16 protein-coding genes are annotated in these 21,937 nt (G+C 47.9%); 7 read left to right on the top strand and 9 right to left on the bottom strand.

All coding sequences use genetic code 11. The features are described 5' to 3' along the window. Nucleotides 1–71: 71 nt before the first annotated feature. Nucleotides 72–584 (top strand): hypothetical protein, encoded by a 513-nt coding sequence (locus ACLVWU_RS06700; protein WP_413578216.1) that lies wholly within the window; start codon nucleotides 72–74, stop codon nucleotides 582–584. Between the two features lie 25 nt (nucleotides 585–609). On the opposite strand, the gene ACLVWU_RS06695 is transcribed toward ACLVWU_RS06700, so the two are convergent. From ACLVWU_RS06695 to ACLVWU_RS06670, 6 genes are all read right to left on the bottom strand, one after another. Then, the gene (locus tag ACLVWU_RS06695) at nucleotides 610–6,204 is read right to left on the bottom strand and encodes a beta strand repeat-containing protein (RefSeq protein WP_413578215.1); all 5,595 of its coding nucleotides are present in this window, start codon (nucleotides 6,202–6,204) and stop codon (nucleotides 610–612) included. A gap of 194 nt (nucleotides 6,205–6,398) precedes the next feature. After that, nucleotides 6,399–7,943 (bottom strand): amidohydrolase family protein, encoded by a 1,545-nt coding sequence (locus tag ACLVWU_RS06690; protein ID WP_413578214.1) that lies wholly within the window; start codon nucleotides 7,941–7,943, stop codon nucleotides 6,399–6,401. A gap of 21 nt (nucleotides 7,944–7,964) precedes the next feature. Further along, complete coding sequence (locus ACLVWU_RS06685) at nucleotides 7,965–8,651, bottom strand: MarC family protein (RefSeq protein WP_413578213.1); 687 nt, start codon at nucleotides 8,649–8,651, stop codon at nucleotides 7,965–7,967. A gap of 17 nt (nucleotides 8,652–8,668) precedes the next feature. Further along, a complete protein-coding gene (locus tag ACLVWU_RS06680; RefSeq protein ID WP_413578212.1) occupies nucleotides 8,669–10,531 on the bottom strand; it encodes a 7TM diverse intracellular signaling domain-containing protein in 1,863 nt (620 codons plus the stop codon). A 279-nt stretch (nucleotides 10,532–10,810) separates the two neighbouring features. Beyond that, nucleotides 10,811–12,844: a response regulator gene (locus ACLVWU_RS06675; RefSeq protein ID WP_413578211.1), complete on the bottom strand. Its 2,034-nt coding sequence runs from the start codon at nucleotides 12,842–12,844 to the stop codon at nucleotides 10,811–10,813. A 15-nt stretch (nucleotides 12,845–12,859) separates the two neighbouring features. Continuing rightward, a complete protein-coding gene (locus tag ACLVWU_RS06670; protein WP_413578210.1) occupies nucleotides 12,860–13,279 on the bottom strand; it encodes a response regulator in 420 nt (139 codons plus the stop codon). Nucleotides 13,280–13,349: 70 nt separating this feature from the next. Here ACLVWU_RS06670 and ACLVWU_RS06665 point away from each other — a divergent pair, with 70 nt between their 5' ends. Further along, the gene (locus tag ACLVWU_RS06665; RefSeq protein WP_413578209.1) at nucleotides 13,350–14,084 is read left to right on the top strand and encodes a hypothetical protein; all 735 of its coding nucleotides are present in this window, start codon (nucleotides 13,350–13,352) and stop codon (nucleotides 14,082–14,084) included. On the opposite strand, the gene ACLVWU_RS06660 is transcribed toward ACLVWU_RS06665, so the two are convergent. Then, the gene (locus ACLVWU_RS06660; RefSeq protein WP_413578208.1) at nucleotides 14,023–15,432 is read right to left on the bottom strand and encodes a sensor histidine kinase; all 1,410 of its coding nucleotides are present in this window, start codon (nucleotides 15,430–15,432) and stop codon (nucleotides 14,023–14,025) included. The genes ACLVWU_RS06665 and ACLVWU_RS06660 overlap by 62 nt on opposite strands. A 64-nt stretch (nucleotides 15,433–15,496) precedes the next feature. Then, on the bottom strand, nucleotides 15,497–16,042 hold the full coding sequence (locus tag ACLVWU_RS06655) for a hypothetical protein (RefSeq protein WP_413578207.1): 546 nt from the start codon (nucleotides 16,040–16,042) through the stop codon (nucleotides 15,497–15,499). 85 nt (nucleotides 16,043–16,127) lie between these two features. Here ACLVWU_RS06655 and ACLVWU_RS06650 point away from each other — a divergent pair, with 85 nt between their 5' ends. Beyond that, the gene (locus ACLVWU_RS06650; RefSeq protein WP_413578206.1) at nucleotides 16,128–16,574 is read left to right on the top strand and encodes an OsmC family protein; all 447 of its coding nucleotides are present in this window, start codon (nucleotides 16,128–16,130) and stop codon (nucleotides 16,572–16,574) included. 20 nt (nucleotides 16,575–16,594) lie between these two features. On the opposite strand, the gene ACLVWU_RS06645 is transcribed toward ACLVWU_RS06650, so the two are convergent. Further along, a complete protein-coding gene (locus ACLVWU_RS06645; protein ID WP_413578205.1) occupies nucleotides 16,595–18,199 on the bottom strand; it encodes an FAD-dependent oxidoreductase in 1,605 nt (534 codons plus the stop codon). A gap of 212 nt (nucleotides 18,200–18,411) precedes the next feature. On the opposite strand from ACLVWU_RS06645, the gene ACLVWU_RS06640 reads away from it, so the two are divergent. The 4 genes from ACLVWU_RS06640 (at nucleotide 18,412) to ACLVWU_RS06625 (ending at nucleotide 21,787) form a co-directional block, all read left to right on the top strand. Next, nucleotides 18,412–19,521, top strand: a complete 1,110-nt coding sequence (locus ACLVWU_RS06640) for a GGDEF domain-containing protein (protein ID WP_413578204.1) — start codon at nucleotides 18,412–18,414, stop codon at nucleotides 19,519–19,521. 263 nt (nucleotides 19,522–19,784) lie between these two features. Further along, the gene (locus tag ACLVWU_RS06635) at nucleotides 19,785–20,720 is read left to right on the top strand and encodes a S8 family peptidase (RefSeq protein WP_413578203.1); all 936 of its coding nucleotides are present in this window, start codon (nucleotides 19,785–19,787) and stop codon (nucleotides 20,718–20,720) included. An 8-nt stretch (nucleotides 20,721–20,728) separates the two neighbouring features. Beyond that, on the top strand, nucleotides 20,729–21,415 hold the full coding sequence (locus ACLVWU_RS06630; protein ID WP_413578202.1) for a methyltransferase: 687 nt from the start codon (nucleotides 20,729–20,731) through the stop codon (nucleotides 21,413–21,415). Nucleotides 21,416–21,460: 45 nt separating this feature from the next. Further along, nucleotides 21,461–21,787: a VOC family protein gene (locus tag ACLVWU_RS06625; RefSeq protein ID WP_413578201.1), complete on the top strand. Its 327-nt coding sequence runs from the start codon at nucleotides 21,461–21,463 to the stop codon at nucleotides 21,785–21,787. Nucleotides 21,788–21,937 lie beyond the last annotated feature (150 nt).

Genomic DNA, 21,937 nt, shown 5'->3' with positions numbered 1-21,937 from the left:
GCCTCCGCCAGCCCGCATTTTAGACAGAAACACTTTGACTGTATACTTTCAAAAGAGCAAAAAAACGGGGTATGCGCGCAGTGAAAACCTTCCTATTTTTGTTTTCAGTTCTTATGCTTTCCGAAGCATCGGCAAGAACGCGCATTGCTTTCCTTGAGTCGGTCAATTCCCGTGGTGAACGCGTGGAATACGAACCCGGCGCCAGATTTTCTCACACCGCAATTCAGTTCGATGATCTTGGTGATCAATGGCTGAACGCCTATCCCGGCGAGGGTGTGGCGATTATTTCTGAAGAGCGTCTGAAGCAACACGGGATGATCACAGCAATCATCGAGATTCCACAGCAGGTTTTTATGTCCGATGCCGAAACTTACTTGGGACTGCCATTTGATTTTTGGTATTCCTGGGAAGGTGATGCGATCTATTGCACAGAGCTGATTGGAAAAATGCTGAACGTGCCGACACATCCCATGGTGTTCAACAAAAAAGTCTGGCCTAAAAACTATTGGGATCTGGATGGAACTCCTGGATTATCCCCTGACAAACTATATCAATGGGCTTTAGAGCAACAAACCCGCCCTTAAGACTTTCTTTAAAACGGTGTGAGTTTTAGTAAATACGGAAGAAAAGCGGAGCGTTTTGCGACAACGCCACCGAACTTGAACACGCCGTAGTTAATCCGCTGTAAGAGGCACCGACATAGTAGGTCCCAGCCTGCCCATAGCGAAGAGATGTGAATGTATAAACCCGAGTTGATCCTGAACCAGTGAGTCCCCCGGAAAAAACCGGTGTTTGCGCAGCTTCAGACAAACACGCCGCATCCGTATAGACTTTTACCGTAGGAGTATTGTTAAAGCCCACTTGATTGCCGTATTGATCAGTCGCACGCACCACCGCTTGTGCATTTCTTAAATTCACTCCAGCAACTCCTGTATTGGCTGGTTGCACTTGGAATGCCAACATAGCCGCAGGCCCCGCCGTCACGTTAATGGTGAAGTATCCCGATGTAAGGCCACTGGCCTTTGCACAAATTCGCAGATTCGTAATGACCGTATCATAGCTAAGACCGGTCACCGTCAAAACTCCTGAACTTGGAGAGAAACTTCCCTCCCCCGTCAGATTTCCTGAGGCCGCGGCTGTGCAACCCGTATTGGTGAAATCACCAATAGTAACGGTCCCTGCATAACTTGGAGTCAAATTACCAAAGGCATCCTGAACTTCAACCACCGGGTTCGGACTGAAGGTCAGCCCCGCCTGCACAGAACCGGTCGGAGCATCCGTGAAAGCCAACACAGCAGGAGCCGCTGGTGAAACGACAATCGCATTTGAACAACCTGATATGGCATTTCCGTCCAGAGTTTGCGCCGTCTTCAGGTAAAGGGTGCCCACCTTCGTAAAATCAGCGCCCACAAAGGTCGTTACACCATCGGTGTTAAATCCGACACCATTTAACGTTCCTCCTGAAAATGGAACTGTACATGCGGCATCCGAATAAGGATTCACTCCCGAAAGATTCGCAAAAATATCCGTTATTCCATTCGCATCCTGGGCCGTGATCACCTGCTGAATTGCAAAGTCCTGTCCCGCGGTTGCGGTACTTGAAGGTTGGGTTGTAAATACCAGCTGCGTGGCACGCTCTCCGCCCACCAACACTTGCGCCGAGCAAGCACTTGTTAAACCTGCAGACGAAGCACGAATATAAATCACACCCGATGAAGAGTAACTCACGTCTTCAAAGAGAATCGCTCCATTCACTGCATTCATTGTCTGCGACAATGATCCGCCTGCGGCTGTCGTACAGCTTGCATCAGTGTAGGCCGCTAAAGTAACAGGCCCCGTGAAACTGGACACGATATTATTACTGGCATCCTGTGAAACCAAAATCGGTTGCGCAGGAAGAACCGCATTTTTTCTGACTCTTGAAGTCGGTTGCCCAATGAACACCAGCTTAGTGCCTGTCGCACCTGATGTCGTAAACAACACCACACCATTTGTCGAAATCCCAGCACCGGTATTTCCGTTGGCTCCGCGAGTAGCCGTTGCATTGGCAGTGGTATAAGTGTTTGCCGTGTTATAGAAAACATAAATATAACCACCACCGCCACCACCAGCACTTGCAGCAGCACCGGCTCCGCCGTTGGCAGTAATAGTTCCACTGCCCGTGATGGTACCGACTGTCAGCCACAAGCTTCCACCCGCGCCACCACCACCACGAGTGGTTGTGCCGGCCATACCGTTAACAGCCAAAGTTCCATTGACAGTGAATGTGCCAGGTACGATGAAAGTAATGGCTCCACCACCCACGCCCCCGACACCCGAAGATCCGTTACTGCCTGCAAAACCCCAAGTCGTTGCCTGCAAGACATTTCCGTAAGCGGCACCACCGGTTGCAATCGGCGCACCGACAGAGTCAGCACCACGACCACCGTTACCACCACCGGCACCATAGTTTGATGAATTCACTGGTGCACCAGAACCTGCAGTTCCCACGACGTGACCTTTGCCCGTGGCATTGATCGAAGAGGACGCTGCAATGTTGATAGAGCCAGCAGAAACAGTGTAACCGGTATTCATGATAGTGTTGCCACCCATCACGATCACACCAGCAGATGTGACATCAATATTTCCCGTCACCAGCAGATGACCATTCTGATTTAGCTGAGATCCAGAACCTGTTACCGTTACAGTGCCAGGATAAATATCTCCATTGATCGTCATTTTACAACCGTTGGAAACCACAAGGTTGCCACCGTACATCCCGATTTCAGAGCTGGAGAGACTGATTGTGATGGGAGTGATACACTCGACGCCGCCAGAACTTCCAGCAAATAAAACAGTTCCCATTGTCGCTGCCGGAGTTCCGCCCGTGCCCGCTGTTGCGGTCGCGGAACCCGTGTAACTGTTGGTCGCATACCTGACGTAGATACGCCCGCCGCCACCACCACCGGCACCACCTGCACCAGCACCACTATTGGCCCCGTTCGCTGTCAAACTTCCTGCCCCAACGATAGTACCAACATCAAGCCACAACGATCCCCCGGCACCGGCACCATCATTCGTGGTGCTGCCAGCGGAGCCATTCGTGGAAATGTTTCCGTTCACAGTCAGAGTTCCGGTCACCGTGAGCTTTAAGGCCCCACCACCCCAACCTGCATAACTTGAAAAATAGCGGCCGCCGCCAGAACCCATTTCGACGGGATTCACGGCGGTGCCATACGTGACACCATTTGCACCGGCAGCCCGGCCACCCAGACCACCGTGCCCACCACCGCCTTGCATCGCACCAGTCCCCGGCCCCAAGTTGTCACGATAACCAAGAGCATCCAATGATAAGGTTGCACCGGTTGCGACTGTGACGTTGTTGAAGCTGTAAGTGCCGGAATCTATGCTTGTGGAAACCGGTACAAACAGATCATTAGTGGAACCATTCACAACAATGATCGTTCCTAGCCCACCACTGATCGAAAAGCCTGTGCCCCCTGCAGCACTGTATGTGCCAGAATAAGTGTTCGCTGATGAATATTTTAAATAAATGCGGCCGCCACCACCGCCACCGCCCGCAGTTGTTCCTACAGAACTTCCACCAGCCGCAGTGATAACACCGGCACCAGAAAAACTGCCGGCAAACAACGAAATACTACCACCGGAACCACCACCGTCATTTGCAGAGGCACCGTTGTTTCCTTTGGCCGTGATCGTACCATTGATAGCAAAGGATCCCGTTGCAACGACTCGAATCGCACCGCCACCTGTACCGCCTGTGGTTCCTAAATAATTTCCTCCGCCGGAACCCACAGTAATCGGATCCAACGGACGACCATAAGTCGGGCCAGTCGCATTTGCATCACTGCTTCTGCCACCGTATCCCCCGTGCCCTGCGCCGGTTCTGCTGGAGCCATAACCTGGTCCGCTATTTTGCGTGTATCCTGCTCCATCCGCAGTCATTTTACTGTTTGCATCTAAAGCAATGTTTGCCGCAGAAAAAGTATAACCTGTATATAAAGTCGGTTCAGTGGTGAAACTTACCACACCGTAGTTCGTGACATTCAAATCACCGCTGACGGTGACGTTTCCTTTAAGAATTAACGTTGAAGCAACGGAGGAGCTGACACCAGTTACCGTGATACTGGTTGGATTGTAATCACCGGTGATCGTCAAAGTACAACCATTGGTAATGGAAAGGGCTCCTGCGGGAGACGGCATCTCTGATGCATTCAAAGGGACCGTGATCGCCGAGTTACATGCCAAGGCTCCCGAGTTGCTTACGAATAACATCGTTCCAACTTGCGCAAGAGGAGTTCCCTGCGTACCGCCGTTCACAGTGGAAGTTCCGCTGAAAGAGTTGGTTGTATAGCGAACGTAAATACGCCCGCCACCACCGCCTCCACCGCTGTTGCCATTTCCACCGTTGGCAGAAATAACACCATTGCCTGCAAGCGTATTGGTTATAATCCAAAGGCTTCCTCCGGATCCACCACCATCACCAGAACCCCAGCCGGCGTTACCGTTGGATGCCAGAGTTCCGTTGACCGTCAATGTGCCAGACAACGTCAGCTTAAGTGCTCCGCCACCGTAACCACCCAATCCGTTGAAATTCGAAGCACCAGGTGCACCCAAATCTGTGGGCTCAACCGCAGTACCGAAAGTGGCGCCACCAGTGGTACCTCCACCTTTTCCGCCGTAACTTCCGCCACCTGCACTTGTTCCCGCACCCGTGCCACCGGATGTTGTACCCATACCATCAAGCAAAAGACTTGCGCCCGAGTTAATCGTGACGTTTGCAAAAGTATAGTCGCCTGATGGTAATGATGAATTTCCAATAACAAAAAGACTGTTGGTGCTGGAATTAATCAGCAACGCAGAACCTAAACCACCATTACGCGTGGAAGATCCTCCAGTAACATTCAGAGTCCCGGAAAAAGTATTGGATGTAGAGTAAGCAACACTGATGCGTCCGCCACCGCCAGCCCCGGCACCTGTCGTATTTCCACCCAAGGCACTAAGTGAACCGGCACCAGCGAAAACCGATGTTTGCAAATAGATACTTCCACCAGAACCACCGCCCGCACCACTTGCCGATCCACTGCCACCGTTTGCGGTAATGCTGCCATCAATTTGAAATGTACCCGTCGCCGTTAAATTAACTGCACCGCCACCGACACCACCAATATTACTAAAGTAACTACTGCCGCCGGATCCCAGACTGACTGGTGCCAAAGCATTTCCGTGTGTAACTGCTGAAGCCCCGGCGATTCGACCACCGTAGCCCCCGTAACTGCCGCCGTTTTGATTGTTGGCTCCGCCAGTACCTGCGCCAGCACCCTCGCCCATCGTATTAACATTCAATGTGATCCCGGTTGGTATCGTGATGTTGCGATAAGTGAAATTGGTTGCAGGCACGCTGCTGTTTACTGGTATATAAAGATCGTTATTGGTTGAATCTACAACAAAGAAGGATCCCGGCGTTCCGGCTGATCCAGTACCGACAAGTGTCCCCCCAGCAGCATTGTACGTTCCAGTGAACGAGTTCGCTGTTGAATACGCGATGTAGGCACGACCACCACCGCCGCCACCACTTCCATTGCCGCCAGCAACACTGATCGAACCGGCACCTGCAAGTGTTCCTACGATGGCTTTTATACTACCGCCAGAGCCACCACCGGCATTGGACATTCCTGCAGTTCCAATTGAAGATAGAGCTCCACTGACAGTAAGAGTCCCACTAACAGCCAAAGAAATTGCGCCGCCACCCGTACCACCCGTGTTTCCGAAATAGGTCGCACCCCCCGAACCTAAATCCAGTGGATTTGTCGCACTTCCATATCCCATCTTTACTGAGTTTAGTGTAGTTCCCCAACCGCCATGACCACCATAAGTTCCACCGGCATTTCCGTAACCTGTTCCTGCACCCGGGGCATTGCCCGTCCCATCAGATCTTAGACTTCCAGTGATTGTCATCGTTGTCGCATTGATGACGATAACGCCCGTGTTGCCTCCGACGATACTATCTGCGATCAAATTTCCAGTGACGATGAGTGTATCAAAATTGTACGTACCGGCCTGAAGAGTGACGTTTGCTCCGGAGGCGACTGTCACGATACCTGTATAGGTACCAGGAGACTTACTGATAGTTCCAGACCAAGTCTCATCTGCCCTTGCAATCGCAGTGGTTATAATGAAAAGAACCAGCAAACATACTTGCACGTTCAAAACTCCTACTCATATTTATCGGAATTTTGACTGCGTTTATAAATATCTGCATTGGTATGGTTCGGTGCAGATCGGGAAGTTTCCGATCACAAATGTAAGCATTAAGGCATAAAAAAACACCCGCGAGATCGCAGGTGTTTCATTTATAATTTCAATTTTGTAAGAAATAAAATCAACGTCCAAATTGTTTAGTGGACCAAACCAGAATCTTCCGGTTGAGTCAAGGATGCCAATTTTTCTGCAGCTGATTTCTTCATCTCCTCAAGCGTTTCTTCGGAATAGAATTTTCCATCCCGAATGACGGCGTTGATCTTTTTCAGATTTGCCACATTGTCTGTTGGATCCGCATCAAGCAAAACCAAGTTCGCGTTCTTGCCGACTTCCACAGTGCCCATGGTTGAGCGCTTACCCAAAAACTCTGCGCCATTCAAAGTCGTCATTTGCAAAACTTTAAGTGGAGTCACTCCCGCTTTCACCAAAAGCTCGAACTCTTGATGCAAGGATGCTCCCGGCACCACCCACATGCCTCCAAGGTCAGTGCCCGTCAGCATTTTTACACCTTGTTTATCAAACAGCTTCACCAGCATCATATCCATCGCTGTCAGTTGTCTTAAAGTTTCTTTGGCTACGGGCTTCACGGTTTTGGTAAACTTTTGCGAAACCTCGTTCCAGTAAGCCTGTTGCTGCCTGGATACGTACTTCAAATCAGAATCACTGGCATATTGGGGTTTATCCGCCATCATCATGGCCTGATTGCGAACCAATGTCGGCACCTGCCAGGTTTTTTGCAAAACAAATGTTTCCGCCAGTTTCTTACATTTTGAATCACTATAGGTATCGATGATCGTGCGCGTTTTCAAAAATGCATTTTGATTGGCCATCAAACGCACCAACAATGGATTCGTCACAGAAAGCTTGGCTGCTTCAGCAGAAACTGGAGCTGCAGATTCCCCTCCCAGGGATTTACGCACACTGTCCTCATTTGTAGAGCAGCTGATTAACAGCGTATCAACAGGCCCCAAACTTTCCATCGAAAGCATTCCCTGCTTGGCTGCCGCCATCGCATCCACTCCCACAGGAATTGTCCCAGCAAAATAATCACCGACTTTTTTTGATTCACCAAGAGCCGCATTAAATACCGACGGAGAAACATCCCCCACACTGACAAAGTCAGCACCGGCCTTGCGGTCTCTTTCAACCAGCTCTGCCGCAGCTTCAGGATTTGGCGCATTGGCCTTGGTCAGCATCTCTCCAGACATACCCAAAAGTTCAGGTGAATCCTCTGGAGTCACCACCTTGTTATCTTTGCGATTTTTTAGAAGCTCTTCGGTACCGGACATCTGCCGATACCCTGTGATACCATGGGCCAGCATCACTGCTGAAACTTCTTTGGCAAACGGTTGATCCAAAACATGGGCATGCATGTCCATGTATCCAGGAACTACATATTTCCCGGTTGCATCGATGACTCGTTTGGTGCCTTGCTCCCCTACGGCATCTGCTGGAATTATTTTTGTGATTTTACCAGCGTCAATCATCAACGCCATATTGGCCTGCAACTGACCATTGACGGTGTTAACGATAGTCACACCTTTTACAATGATACTCTCGTGAATCTTTTTTGAAGATGAATTTACAGCTGATTTTGACGAGGATGTCCCACTTGCACACCCTACAAGGGCTGTAGCGAAAAATGTACCTACCAGGATTTTATTTGTGTTCTGTTTTTTCATAACAAAACGATAGCGTTAAAATCAATTTTTGATAAGCAGTTTTGCAACTCCTAAGACGCCATCCACCATAATTTGGATACCCACGCAAAATGTCAAAAAGCCGCTAAGTTTATTGAAAACCGACAAGGCCTGTGAATTCAGACGATCAAGAATAGTCGGCGTCAAAGAATAACAGACAAATATAACGGCTGCCATAATCAGACAGGCCACAGACGTCGCCAGCAGGTTGAAAAGGTAAATGCCGGGATTTGTATGATAGCTGTTCGCACTTAATGCCAACAATACTGAAATGGTACCGCCGCCCGTGGTTGTGGGAAATGCCAATGGATAGAACAACATGGATTTTACGGACTTCCCGTGAACCGGGCCTTTAGACTCAACAACTTTTTCCTGATCTTCTGATGGATCCAGCGCCGTCAGAATTGAAAATCCCATTCTTGCAATTAACAATCCCCCGGCTATCTGCACGACAGGAATGGAGATCCCAAAAAGCTTAAAGAATAGTCCACCGATCATAGTGGTCACAAGACAAATACTTAAACAGTAGATTGATATAGCCGCTGCGGCCTGGATTCTTCCTCTGCGACTTTCCCATTTTAGAAAAGGTCCCACTATCAACGCAGTCCCCAGAGGATTCACCGGGGGGAATAGCGCAACAAAGCAAACGAAAACATAGTGATAAAATGACGACAACGAGATCGAATCCATGAAACAACGCTACATCCTTATTTTGGGAAAATCAAACGCACTGTTGTTCCGGATTCTGTATTCTGACTGTGATGAACAGAGCTGATCTCAACTTTTCCGCCGAAAAGCCTCATATACTCGGCTATTAGCGTCGTTCCCAATCCAGTTCCAACTTCATTCAGGGTCCCACGGTTTGTGATCAGTCGTTTCTGTGAAAAAATCTGCGCCAGGTCCTCTGAAGTTATACCCACACCCTGATCCGTAATTGCACAAACCACGGAATCTGCAGATTCATGGACATTCAAAGTGATGACCTTGTGTTCATTGCTGAACTTGATCGCATTTGATAACAGATTAGATAACACCTGATTCAAAAGCGCCGAGCGATCCGCCCGCACTGTGATATGCGCAGGAACATTCAATTGCGCCTGCAACTTTTTTTCCTTCAGTTGCCAGGCGTATTGGCGCACGACTTCTTCGCAAATCGGCAGCAACTCCAAAATCTCCAGATCAGCATGCTCTTTGAATACATGATATACCTCTTCATGCCGCACCGACTTCAGGATTTGAATCAATTGATCAGTGGCACTATGAATTCGGTCCAGATGTGCAACAGCACCCTCACTCTGAATATGCATTTTCAACATTTCAGAATGATATAGCAGCCCCGATGCCGTATTTGCCACATCATGGGAAAGCACGCGAACCAGGCGATGATAGCGCTCCTTATCCTCTGCCGCTTGCTGCGCCCTTCGTTTTTGTTCATCCAGGATCCTGATTTTGTAGGCCAATCCCAGACTTAAGATGACCATTTCCCCCAGATTTGCAAAAAGCAGCGAGTACTTCGTAACGCTGGTATTTGGAATCACACCATAGAACGAAACCAACCACACGAAGGTGCCCACCAACACCACGGCCCAACTGAAAAGAAAATATACGGCCAGTTTGTGAGCGTGTTTGAAGTACATGTAAAAACCGCAAAAAATAAAGAACAGGATACATGCGGCAATCGTCCCATCAATCCAATACCCCAACCAGAATAACTCCCGGTGAGAGTTCGCAAAAAAACTGGCCACAAGAGGCACCAGGGCCAAGCCCTTCCCAATGCGAATTCCCCAAAAGCAAATAGGAATTTCCCGTGTGATATTTAAAAATCTTTTAACGAACAGGCAGGCTGCGAATGTCGTCAGCGAAGAAAAAAACATCAGGTAGTTGGAAAACACCAGATATCGATTGGGAAATATGTAGGTATCAATCACCCCGTGCAAAACCAAGGCAGTCACGCCGAAACAACCCGCAAAGAAGGAGTACACCAAATAGTCCCGCTCGTTCGTATAAACTCCCAACAAGAAGTTATACGCCACCAATGCCAAAATTCCGCCCATGTAAAAAAAGAAAACCATGCGAGCCGCATCTTCCTGCCGTTCAAAGTCCCCGATATCAGCAAGAAACACTTTTGAATTCAATGCATGGTGAATATTTCTTTTGATATAAAAGTTCGCACTCTGGTAAGGCCCCAAGGAAATGGAGAAAGCCCCCAGTCGCGCCGCATATCCCCGCTCCTCCAAGGGCAACCCAGGTCCCGAATAAGAAGGCGTGTAACCATCCTCCCGCCACATTAACAATCGCCCAATTTGCGGTGAATCGAAATAGAGGATCTTTTCTATGGGAGCAGCTGTCTCGTTCTGAATGGCAATCTTAAACCATTGATCATTTGCGGTGTAACCCTGCTGCAAAGTGGTTCCCGCAACATCCTGAAAGTGAACCAGAAGCGGATCATTGACACTCGCTGGTGCAGATCCCCATTTTATTTTGGATGTAAGATCCCATGGCCCGGCAAATGCCGTGGCGGAAATCAGTAAAACCAGTACTGCAAAAAGGAGCCTAAATCCGGGGATCATCTTCGGATATATCGGAACTGAGACCTTGCCTGTAAAGTCCGTCCGCAATCATTAACAAAATTGAAACAAACCTGACCATTCTCCAGTTAAAATGCCGGGAAACATTGAAATCGACGTATTTTAAATCGCAGTAGAGACTTAAAATAAATGCTCTACCAAGGAGGAAATCATGACTCCAAATCTCAAAAACAAACAGGGTAAAATTGGTTGGATTTTTCTGTGGCTTATCGGAGTTCCAATTCCGATACTATTGATACTTTACCTGATCCGAGGATGCACCTAGTTACCGACCATCGAGGAGGTCCCTGGCGAGGCGAGCTCAAGAATCTTCTCTTTCAAAAGGGGCAGGTTCAACGGCTTCGGCATATGGGCCTGAAATCCCACTTCGAGGGCCTTCTCAATATCCTCTTTACCAACGTAAGCCGTAAGGGCAATAGCGGATGTATTCGCCCGACCGTGATCACCCTCCCAATCCCTAAGACTTTTCATCAAAGAATAGCCATCCAAGACAGGCATCCCGATATCACAAATAATGACATCAAACTGGTCCTTTTTGGCCAGCTCCAAGCCTTCTTTGGGATCACTGGTCCCCTCTACCACGGCTCCCGACTTCCGCAGTAAATGTTGAAGCAGGCTCAACGAATCCTCGGAGTCATCGATGGCCAAAAGATGCATTCCCTGCAAATTTCTGTTTGGCACCTTAACATCAAGTTCTTCCTTTTTTTCAACAGGCGCCCTATCAACGGCCCTTAGCTGCTGGATAGGAACCCGGATCGTAAACTTACTGCCTTGATTCTTTCCGGCGCTAAAGACCTCGACCGTTCCACCATGAAGCTCCACAATATGCCGAACGATTCCCAGTCCCAGACCCAATCCCATATGCTGTCGAGTGATGGCCGAATCTTCCTGCCAAAAACGATTGAAAACATCCTTTTGATTCTCGATATTGATGCCCACACCATTGTCTTCGATCGAAAACTCAAAAAGATCACCAGATCGGCTTGCTTGAATTGTGATCTTGCCGCCCACTGCTGTAAATTTGACGGCATTCGAGAGAAGATTCCAAATAACTTGCTGCATTCGATCCCGGTCCCCCCACATTCTTCCTAAATTGGGGGCAAAAAGAAATTCCAGTTTCAATTTTTTTGCAGCCGTTGCCAGACTTAAGGATTCAACACAGGATTCAATCATATCGTCCAAGGCAAAAAAACTAAGATCCAACTTCATTTTTCCCGTGATGATTCGCGAGACATCCAGGATCTCTCCGATTAGACGTGTTTCAATTTTAAGGTTTGCATCAATAATCTGCATAGCATTCTGGTATTCCTGGGAATTTAAATCCGACTCTTTCAAAATCTCCAGATAGCCCGAAATTATATTCAACGGGGTACGCAGCTCATGCGACAGCGTCGCCAAAAATTCATCCTTCTTTTGATGAGCCTGTTTAAGACTCTCAATCTTTTGCTGTACGGAGCGCTCGAGATAGGCATGGGTAGAAACGGAAGAAATTATGTTGGCCACCGCTTTGACAAACTCTATTTCGTCGTACTTAAAAACACGGTCCCGGTGATCGTAAACCATCATCACAAGAGGAGGCACATCCATGTCCTTGCTGACGATCACCATGTTCACTCCGGATTTCAGTCCAGAATCTGTCATTCTGCGTTTTTCATCTGCCAGCCCCAAATGCTCCAGCTCGCCAAACAAAAACGGAACCCCGTCACTCACCAGACCGGCCAATGATTTTACAGCAGGATCTGATGGCTCTACAAACTGTACAAAGTCCACCAGCAAGGCATTCAACAGAATTTCACGACAACGTAGTTTTACTTTTTCCAGATTCACTTCATTCAGGGCAAACTGACTCAAATCTGAAAGCATGGCAGTTTGATGCAGCTGTTGTTTGATTTTAATCTCGGCTTCTTTGCGTTCAATGGCGCGAAAGATCGAGCGATATAGCATTTCGGGTGTCAGATGCGCATTGTTAAGGAAATCCGATGCTCCCTCTTGAACCGCTCTTAAGGTGCTATCCCGATCAGATAAAGTCGACAGGACAATGATCGGCAAATCACTGGCCGATTTACTGATGCGCGGAAGTGCCTCGCCATAGGCGCTATCCGGCAAATGCAGATCAACCAGAATGACATCAAACTTTTCTTCACTCAGACGCTGTATTGCTTTACTTAAATAAGCCTCTCTGGTGACAGAAACGTCCACGGCTGCTATCTGATGCAGACATCCCCGAACAAACTCTGCCTGTTGGTTATCGCTTTCGATCAGTAGAATATTTAGTTTCTTAAATTCTGCTTCCACAGATCATTCCACCTTTCAGTCACGCAACTCCGGCTTGGGTTCCGCGTCCATCTTCCGTCGCATCGACTCGGCTATAATCAACTGCGATACGCGAAGATGCAGCAATTGCGCATCAAATGGCTTCTCGATAATTTCAACACTCCCCAGGCGCGCGGCCTCAGTTTGTAATTCCAAAGAAGGGTTTCCTGTTTGCACTATCGCGACTGTATTCACATTTCCTTTGCGGGCATGTGCCACAAGAGCAATACCAAAGCCTCCTTCGATATTTTGATCTGTAACAATCACGTCAGGTTTAAGGTCGGACAGGATGCCAACGGCCGTGTCAAAGTTCGTTGTAAATTCAACAGTTTGAAAAAGGTCTTTCAAAGAATCCGCAATCATTTCTCCGAGGTCTTGGTCATCCTCGACCACCAAGAGATTCATTTTCTGCAGCATGTGTTGCATCCTTTTAGAGGTATACATCTAAGATTGATCGTAAGAATTTAACTTTGCAACCGGAGCACAAATGGATTTTAACAAAATGTTATTTGCCGAAAAAAGTAAGTTGAACGAACATGTCTTGATACATTGGATCCGCTCTTCGAAAACACCTTTGTCATTTGCACCAGCGATGAGCTTCTTTGTTCTAGGCTTCAAAGACCTGTTGCTAAACCTGGAATATCCCCAGGCAACAACAACTCTGGAAAAGGCTGTTAACCATCACTGCCGGGAAGACCTCGAGCACTGGCAACTGTTCCTTGATGATCTGGAAACCATGAACGTTGGCCAAAGCGCCTGGGGTACCAAAACCACGACGGCACTCCGACAAATTTGGTCCAATGACAACTGGCGCGTTCGCCAGGCCACTTACAAACTGATGTCACTGACCTTTCATCAGAAAAATGCCGGCATTCGCCTGCTAATGATTGAATGTTTGGAATTAGCATTTGCAGTATTCATCGAGGCAGTACGTGCCTCCGACTCCCACTCTCCAGAGGCCCTGAAGTATTTCGGCGATCATCATTTCTTTGAAGAAGCCAGCCACCAGCAAGGCAGCTGGATCGACGAAACTCATCAGCTGGATTTAAATGAACTGCAGCTGACTGAGGAAGAATCAAAAATAGCCGCAATGATACTTCTGGAAGTATTCGAGTGGTTCCATCTGATGTTTACCTCCTGGTACAAACAACGCGCCCTCTTTACATCCCCTTCTCCGGTGGCTTCAAAAGAAGCGGTTGTCTTGCGACCAAAGGAAGTTTAACACGCATACAGACCCCGACTTCACGATTGAATCTCGGGTCTCTATAGTTGGACTTAAATTCAATTCGTCCATGCATCATATCCACGTAAGCTTTTACCAGGGGCAGACCAAATCCTGTCCCTTTTTCATTATGGAGACCCTTGCGAGTCGTGGCTCCTGTGAACGAAAACAACTTCCCGGCGATGCTTTCAGGAATTCCGATACCAAAATCAATCACTTCGATATTCAGCCAATAGGCATCTTCATAAAGGTGAATGATGATCTCCTCGCCTCGGGGCGAGAACTTGATCGCATTGCTGATCAAATTCCCCATAACCTGTGCTTGTAAAAGCTGGGCGTCAATCATAACTGATGCATCAAAATTTTTGCGTTCGTCTATATATCGTACCGACAGATTTTGTGCCACCACTTGTTCGGCATGGTACTGAACAGCACCATGGACTGCCACCAAGGGATCACTCATCTCAAGTTCAAGATTCTTTTTCCCGGAAGACACCGCTTGCAGCTCTCGGACCTTTTCAATGGTGCTCATGATATAATGCAAAGATTTTCGCAGTCGATCCAGCGACAGATTTGGTCCGACTCGTTCCATTCTAGATAAAGACATCATTGCGGTTGTGACTGGTGTCGCAAGATCATGAATTAGAATGGACAATAATGCTTTATTGCGCGTATCCAGTGCCACCAGCTCCTTGGTTTGCTTGGTCACTTCCTCTTGAAGTTTACCGCTGTACTGGCCGGCCATTTGCCACAATAGAAAACTGGGAAAGAAAATCGAAAACGAGAATGTCAAAAGAAATGCCATGGTATAGCCGAAAACGGCACCCACTTCGCTTTGTCTTAAGAAGGGATAGTCCAGGTAATGTACAGCCAACAAGAACAACAAAAGGGCCAGAACTCGAAAACCCTTCACTTCGTCGCGATGGCTCTTATACATGAATGCCTTGAAAGCGGCCACAACAAGAGGCATTGCAATCGCTACCGCGCTAAAAAAGGAAGCCATTCGATATGATTTTGTGGCATTGAGTGTGACCAACCCCAAAAGGATTAAGGTAATGGGGATGGAGTAAATCCAGCTTCGCCCCCCGTTCTTCCCCAGTAAAGCCTGAGTAATTTCGTAATAAACCCAACTGGCCAGCACATAAAAACTAAAAGCCAAAAGCATTTTGTAATCAAAGCCCACGAAGCGACTTTGCATGAAAAAGTTGATAGAGGTAATGACCCAGCTTAGCGTGATATAACCGAAGATCCGGTTCCTATGGATGTACCACAATGCTGTCGATGTCAGAACGTTGACAAGCATCGTCCCGGAAAACACCAAAATCGTGATATACAGACTCTCACTCATTCAAAAAGTGTACGCCCCGGTTCGTTTTTGCCCAACTTAATTTATTCTTTGGAATTGATTCCTGTCAAAGACCATCCTGTCTAAAGTCTCCGCGCGAAACATTCTTTAGTTGAGAAAGATTGCGAACCCAAATAACTTTGTTGTTCAGATTGTCCCGACTTAAAATACGTAAAAGCTCCGGCCGCATCAGTCGATGTACCGTTCCAATGGTTTTGTATAACTTTTTCGTTTGCGCCCAAGAGACCTCACTGCAGCCTTCCGGCAATTCAGGTCGAGGTTTCCACAGATTCACTATCTGTCTTTTAGTCGCCCACCAGTAATGTCGCCAAAGTGGAAAATCAATCATCACGATACGATCCGCCTGTATCAGGCGCTTCTCAAGAATATCCAGAGGGCCATAGCCATCAATGATCCAACATGGCTTGTTTTGAACATCCAAAAGCATGGCAATGGACTCTTTATGGGGTCTGACTTTCATTCCGGGTAAAAACTGTATGGAATCCACATGAGTCAAAGGCAGATTTTGATTTTGTGCCAGCTGACGAGACAAGACAGTCTTGCCTGCGCAGGCATTTCCAATCACTGCAATTTTCTGGGGTTTTTCATTCATAAATGATCTTTAACAAAGAGCCCATCATGTGGTCAACGTCTGTGACAATCCCCCTTAATCTTTTAGTTCATAAAGGAGGAACCATATGGAAAGAAAAGCCAATGTTGTCTGGAGAGGCAATCTACAACAAGGCCAGGGTGAAATATCCACTGAAAGCGGCGTTATGAACAAGGTGCCCTATTCTTTAATGCGTCGCTTTGGCAATGATCCTGGCACCAATCCTGAAGAACTTATCGCCGCCGCTCACTCGTCGTGTTTTACCATGGCCCTTGCCGCAGCCCTCACGCAACAGAACTTCACACCCGAATCGCTTCAAGTAAGTGCCTCCGTCAGCATCGAGAAAAACGGAGCGGACTGGGTCATCACACATTCCAATCTTGTTTTGCATGCGAAAATCCCTGGAATTGATTCCAACAAATTCAAGTCGATTGCTGAGGATGCAAAAAACAACTGTCCCGTATCACGACTGCTTGATACTGAAATATCCCTGGAGGCGAACCTTGATGAAGGTGAAGTCCACGCTCAACATTGATATTAAAGAGCCCTGTCCTTTCATGGACTGGGCTCAAAATAGCTAGGAGGTGGTGGTTCAGGTCGCTTGATGTGCCGTTCATAGTCGCGCAAAATCTGCTCCACCTTGGCATAGTCAATTCTTTGCAGAGCTTGTTCCACTTTTAGATTTTCAAGGTCTCGTCCTACCGACATGAATGCCACAATTCGGTCATCTTCATAATAGACAACGGCAAAATCATCTTTGCCCGGATCTCCCAATACATCCATTCGGTCAAAACGATCCGAGTATCCGATATAACAGATGATCTTATCAAACTGTTGAGTCCAAAAGAAAGGAACGTCATTGTATTTAGTTTTGATTCTAAGCATATTGCAGGCGACTACCTGCCCTTGGCGTTCAGCCACTTCCCAGTGCTCGACGCGAATCGGGCGCATGCTTCTTGGATCTGGCCAGCGAGCAATATCGCCTGCGGCATAAATTCCCGGCACACTGGTCTCCAAATATTCATTTACCAGGACACCGTGATCCAAGTCGCAACCCGCTTGCTCGGCCAGTTGCAGGTTGGGTTTTATGCCGACCCCCACGACAACAAAGTCACATTCAACGCTGGTCAGGTCATCCAGAATGATTCTGTCCTGAAGGATTTCCTTAATCGTATGTCCCAAATGAAAGTGGACACCATGAGATTCGTGCACATGCTTTAAATAACTGCCCACATGAATGCCGAGACTTTTAATCAAAGGCATTTCTTCAGGTGCAATAACATGAACCGAAATATTCCTTTGAGTCAAAGAAGCCGCAACTTCAAGCCCAATAAATCCGGCACCGATAACCGCAACAGTTTTCGCGTTCTCGCACTTGCTGATGATCTTTCGGCAGTCTTTAAGAGTTCTTAGCATCAGCACATTCTCATTATTCACTCCAGGAATTGGTGGCGTCACCGGCTCTCCGCCTGTCGCAAGCAAGAGTTTATCGTAATGCAAGTTCCGCCCATCTGAAAGTTCCACTGTCCTTTTTTCAGGATCCACTCGCACTGCATCCGTATTCAAATGAAGCTGAATTTTGTTCTTTTCAAAAAACGAATCCTTCAGAATGGGCAACCAGTCTTCCGGTGCATTTCCCGACAGAAAGTCTTTGGAAAGATTGGTCCGGTCATAGGGAGATGTCTCATCGTGACTGACCATCTGAATAGTGCCGGCAAACCCCTGACGACGTAACATCGCTGCACATGACGTTCCTGCGGCACCGCCACCCACTATCACGACATGCTGACTCTCTGTTCCGCGAAGAACAGGTTGTGGGATTGATTTCTTACCTTTGACGAAAACTTTCTCATCGACGACTTCAGTCCGCCAGCAGGATATAGGCGTCAAGGCAGGTGCCTTTTCTGCTTCCCCGGTTTTCACGTTGAAACTGGAATGATGCCACGGACAGTGAATATGATGTCCAACTAAAAGCCCCTGACTTAAAGGCCCCCCATAGTGCGAGCAGTTGGCACCGACCGCGTGGATCTCGCCTTCGACTTTCACCAGCAGAACCGCCTTATCGCCGACAAATCCCAACAGCGTCTCCCCTTCCTGAATAAGTTCCACCGAAACGCCCTTGCTAAAATCAGGTCCGGTAAGTTGCGCGCTCGTTCCCATAGGGTGACTCCTTGTTCGTCAATTCACGGATATTTTAGTATTCTTGTGATAAGGACTTGAGAAATCCTTCACACAGTTGCGAAAAAGCACCATCACTCCCCGTATCATTGTGAGATTCGACCCGACTTGCGTCTGGAAGGCATAAACATTCGACTCATATTTTCCGAAACAGTATTGATGATATTTCCGGGAGGCAGAATTTGAAGCAGTGGATGAAAAAGCTGGTTGATCAGTTGGACATGGACTGGGGATCTGCACCTCACAACAAAGACTCAAAAGGCAATGCCAATGGCGGCCCTTCTCTTTCAGAGGACCGTGCAACGTTGCTGTTTATTCTGGATGTCCTGAACAAGAATCTATTCGAGGTTCAAAATCACTCGGTACGTAAAGTCCGTGCCAAGCTCGATACTGTAGCCAAAGAGCTGATGACAATGGAAGGTGCTGAACTGGAAGATGCCCTGTTCCGCTTCCGCCAGTTCTTCTCAAGCTATCGCATCGACGAGACCACTTACGTTCAAAATACTTTTGACGATTTTAAACGCATAATCTGGGATTTCGCTGACAATCTTGGCGACGAAGTTGCCGCCGAAGCCACATCCGAAGGACAAGTGAACGCTAGCCTAGCCCAACTACGCGAAGCCGTGGAGTCCAACTCCATCGAAGACCTGCGCGCTAAATCCAGAGAGTTTATTGATTTCTATCTGAAGCATCAGACCAATTCCAACGAACGTCGTTCGAAACGAATGGAATCGGTTAAGAAAAGTCTGTCCACGGTCAAAAAGCAACTTATGGAAGCCAACCGTACCATGCGTTCAGACCACTTGACCGGCGCTCATAATCGCAAGAGCTTCGACGAACAAGTGAAGCGTTATATCCAAATCAACCAACTGGATCACGATCCAGTAACAATGTTGCTATTTGATATCGACTTCTTTAAAAAGATCAACGATGCCTACGGACACGACATCGGCGATTTCGTACTGCAACAGTGCGTGCGCTTGCTGCAAGAAAGTTTCAGCCGCGAAGTCGATTTCGTGGCCCGTCTGGGCGGAGAAGAATTCGCCGTAATTCTACCCGGCTGCAACACTCAAGCTGCCATCAAGATGGTCGACGAGTGCATGGCCAAAATCCGCAAAGAAGTCTTCGTCCACGGCAACCTGGAAATCCGCTTCACAGTAAGCCTAGGCATAGCCCAACTAGAATCCGGCGAAACCCCAGACGGCTGGTACAAACGCGTAGACGAAGCCCTCTACACATCCAAACAAACAGGCCGCAACAAATACACAGTAGCCCCAGCCCCAGGAATCAAAAGAGTAGCCTAAAACCCAAAAGGTACGTCGTACCTTTTGGGGGTGCCCCGCATAACTTCCTGTTCCATCATAAGCAAACATGGCAGTCAAATAAGAGGAACTTTTAAACTGGTGTTTAAAAGTTAGTGATGTATGTCGCCTTTTAGACACCCGAACTCCATTTTACGCTGTTTAACGATTTATAAACACAAGTGACAAATCTCCGAATGAGACCCCATTAGATTTGCTTATAGCTGGCCCGTCCCATGCATTAGCCCAAGACAACGGGGGCAATCATGAGATCACTGAATCTAATTCAAAAAACATTCTTTGGAATCCTCTCTGCAACCCCCGTGTTTTGGCCTGCAGTGGCGCTGCCACGCACGCTGGAGCCCGATCGCGATATCGTGATTGCGATCATCGACACAGGTGTCGATATCAATCATCCACTTATTAAGGACAACCTTTGGGTGAACCCAAAAGAAAAAACGAATGGTCAGGATAACGATGGCAATGGATATGCCGGGGATCTCCATGGATGGAATTTTGTTTCTGAAAACAGTGATCTGGCCGATCACCACGGGCACGGCACTCATATCGCAGGCATTATTCGCCAGCGAACAGTCTCGAAGCGCGTGAAATTCATGGTTTTGAAATATTATGATCCCGAACAATCAGGCCGAGTGAATTTGATCAATACCGTTCGTGCAATTCGGTATGCGATTAAAATGAAAGCGGACATTATTAATTATTCTGGCGGTGGCGACACACGCAGTGCTCTGGAAGAGCAGGCAATCCGTGAAGCTCAAGAGAAAGGAATTCTCTTTGTCGCTGCCGCCGGCAATGATGGTCGTAACACAGATAAGATGGGCTACTATCCGGCGGGCTACAATTTGCGGAATATAATTTCCGTGGCTGCCCTGGATAGCAATCGTCACCTTATCGACAGCAGTAACTATGGATCTAAAAGTGTGGATATCGCGGCCCCGGGCAAGAACGTATACTCTTCCCTGCCCGGCGGCCAATTTGGTTTGATGACAGGAACTTCTCAGGCGACGGCGTGGGTTACCGGGCTTGCCGCCGCACTCATGCTGCAAAATCCAGAGCTGCGTGATCCGGAGCTGATTAAACTGAAACTGGAAACAGAAGGTATCCGCGATCAAACCCTGGCTGGAAAACTCAAATCCACGGTTCGCATTACGGCTTTACAGAATGACATCTCAAGCTTATAAAGTAGTTATTGAGCGCGATTGAATTCAACCCGCAAGGGCCTTTTCCCCTGATCAAAGATGACGAGCACTCTTATCAAGAGGCGCAGGAACATTCTGTCGTTGTTGATGAATGGTTGGGTTTTAAAACCGCTGAAATTGAACACGCCCTGCTCAGCTCCCAAGACTACAATGTGCAGGCAGATCAAAACATTCCGGTAAACTTCTGGCGCGGTCTTCCCGTGCAGGCACTGCAAACGCCTTATACAGAAATTCGCCATATTCTGGATTTGCTAAAACCCACCGAAGGCCAGCACATCGTGGATCTGGGGTGTGGTTACGGTCGCATGGCTTTTGTGGTAGGCAAGCACTATCCGAACGTGAAATTCACAGGATACGAACTGGTCGCCGAGCGTGTAAATGAAGGCAACCGAATCCTGAGAAATTTTGATTATCCCTTGGCAGCAATTAAAACTCAGGACCTGACAGATCCCCGTTTTGTACCGGTGTCAGCGGATTACTATTTTATTTTTGATTTCGGAAGTGCTCCAGCGGTGGACAAGACTTTAGAAGATCTTAAATCCATTGCACTCACCCGTTCGATTCAAGTCGTCGCTCGCGGTCGCTATATTCGCCATCGCATTTTCCAGTCACACCCTTGGCTTTCTGAAATAAACGAGCCCCAGGTCTTTGATCATTTCACTATCTTTAAGTCCTAATTAACTGGTCTTGTTCTGAATGATTCCCGGGCGGAACATGAGTTCATGGACACACTTCAAAATAGATCTGAAAAGCTCAGTCTCTGGTACGAAGAAAATCTTCATCTTCATCGCGATGAAAGCGGTGGCTTCATCGAAGAACACATTGAAATGATGGACGGAAAGAAACCCCAAATGTTGAGCTTCCAAGTTCAGCGTCTGGCTCCACTGATGCAAACTCTGGCGGCTTCGGGAATAAAAATTGTCGATCACATCGATGAAAACAACCGCGGACGCTTTGCCTGGTTCTTTGATCCAGAAGGCAACAAAGTGGAAGTTTGGGAGCCTTGGGATGATTCTCAAAGTTTAATAGATTTGCCGGAGCCGGACTGAGCCTCGTTTACCCCCCCCCCATGACCAAATCCTGAACAACCCGGTAAATTCTTACCCACCCGGCCGACTCCGCTTGGCCCAAACCACGCGTATTCACTCTCATTTGGCCACAAGTTTGCAGAATCACTGAACGATATTTAATATGAAGGA

The sequence above is a fragment of the Bdellovibrio sp. HCB290 genome (assembly GCF_047305925.1).
Lineage (GTDB): Bacteria > Bdellovibrionota > Bdellovibrionia > Bdellovibrionales > Bdellovibrionaceae > Bdellovibrio.
Note: the sequence above shows the minus strand (reverse complement) of the source record. Positions and strands in the feature narration are given on the sequence as shown.

Coding starts and splice junctions, on each gene's coding strand:
- ACLVWU_RS06700 (WP_413578216.1), top strand. CDS start 72: ATGCGCGCAGTGAAAACCTTCCTATTTTTGTTTTCAGTTCTTATGCTT.
- ACLVWU_RS06690 (WP_413578214.1), bottom strand. CDS start 7,943: ATGAAAAAACAGAACACAAATAAAATCCTGGTAGGTACATTTTTCGCT.
- ACLVWU_RS06685 (WP_413578213.1), bottom strand. CDS start 8,651: ATGGATTCGATCTCGTTGTCGTCATTTTATCACTATGTTTTCGTTTGC.
- ACLVWU_RS06680 (WP_413578212.1), bottom strand. CDS start 10,531: ATGATCCCCGGATTTAGGCTCCTTTTTGCAGTACTGGTTTTACTGATT.
- ACLVWU_RS06670 (WP_413578210.1), bottom strand. CDS start 13,279: ATGCTGCAGAAAATGAATCTCTTGGTGGTCGAGGATGACCAAGACCTC.
- ACLVWU_RS06665 (WP_413578209.1), top strand. CDS start 13,350: ATGGATTTTAACAAAATGTTATTTGCCGAAAAAAGTAAGTTGAACGAA.
- ACLVWU_RS06660 (WP_413578208.1), bottom strand. CDS start 15,432: ATGAGTGAGAGTCTGTATATCACGATTTTGGTGTTTTCCGGGACGATG.
- ACLVWU_RS06655 (WP_413578207.1), bottom strand. CDS start 16,042: ATGAATGAAAAACCCCAGAAAATTGCAGTGATTGGAAATGCCTGCGCA.
- ACLVWU_RS06650 (WP_413578206.1), top strand. CDS start 16,128: ATGGAAAGAAAAGCCAATGTTGTCTGGAGAGGCAATCTACAACAAGGC.
- ACLVWU_RS06645 (WP_413578205.1), bottom strand. CDS start 18,199: ATGGGAACGAGCGCGCAACTTACCGGACCTGATTTTAGCAAGGGCGTT.
- ACLVWU_RS06640 (WP_413578204.1), top strand. CDS start 18,412: ATGAAAAAGCTGGTTGATCAGTTGGACATGGACTGGGGATCTGCACCT.
- ACLVWU_RS06635 (WP_413578203.1), top strand. CDS start 19,785: ATGAGATCACTGAATCTAATTCAAAAAACATTCTTTGGAATCCTCTCT.
- ACLVWU_RS06625 (WP_413578201.1), top strand. CDS start 21,461: ATGGACACACTTCAAAATAGATCTGAAAAGCTCAGTCTCTGGTACGAA.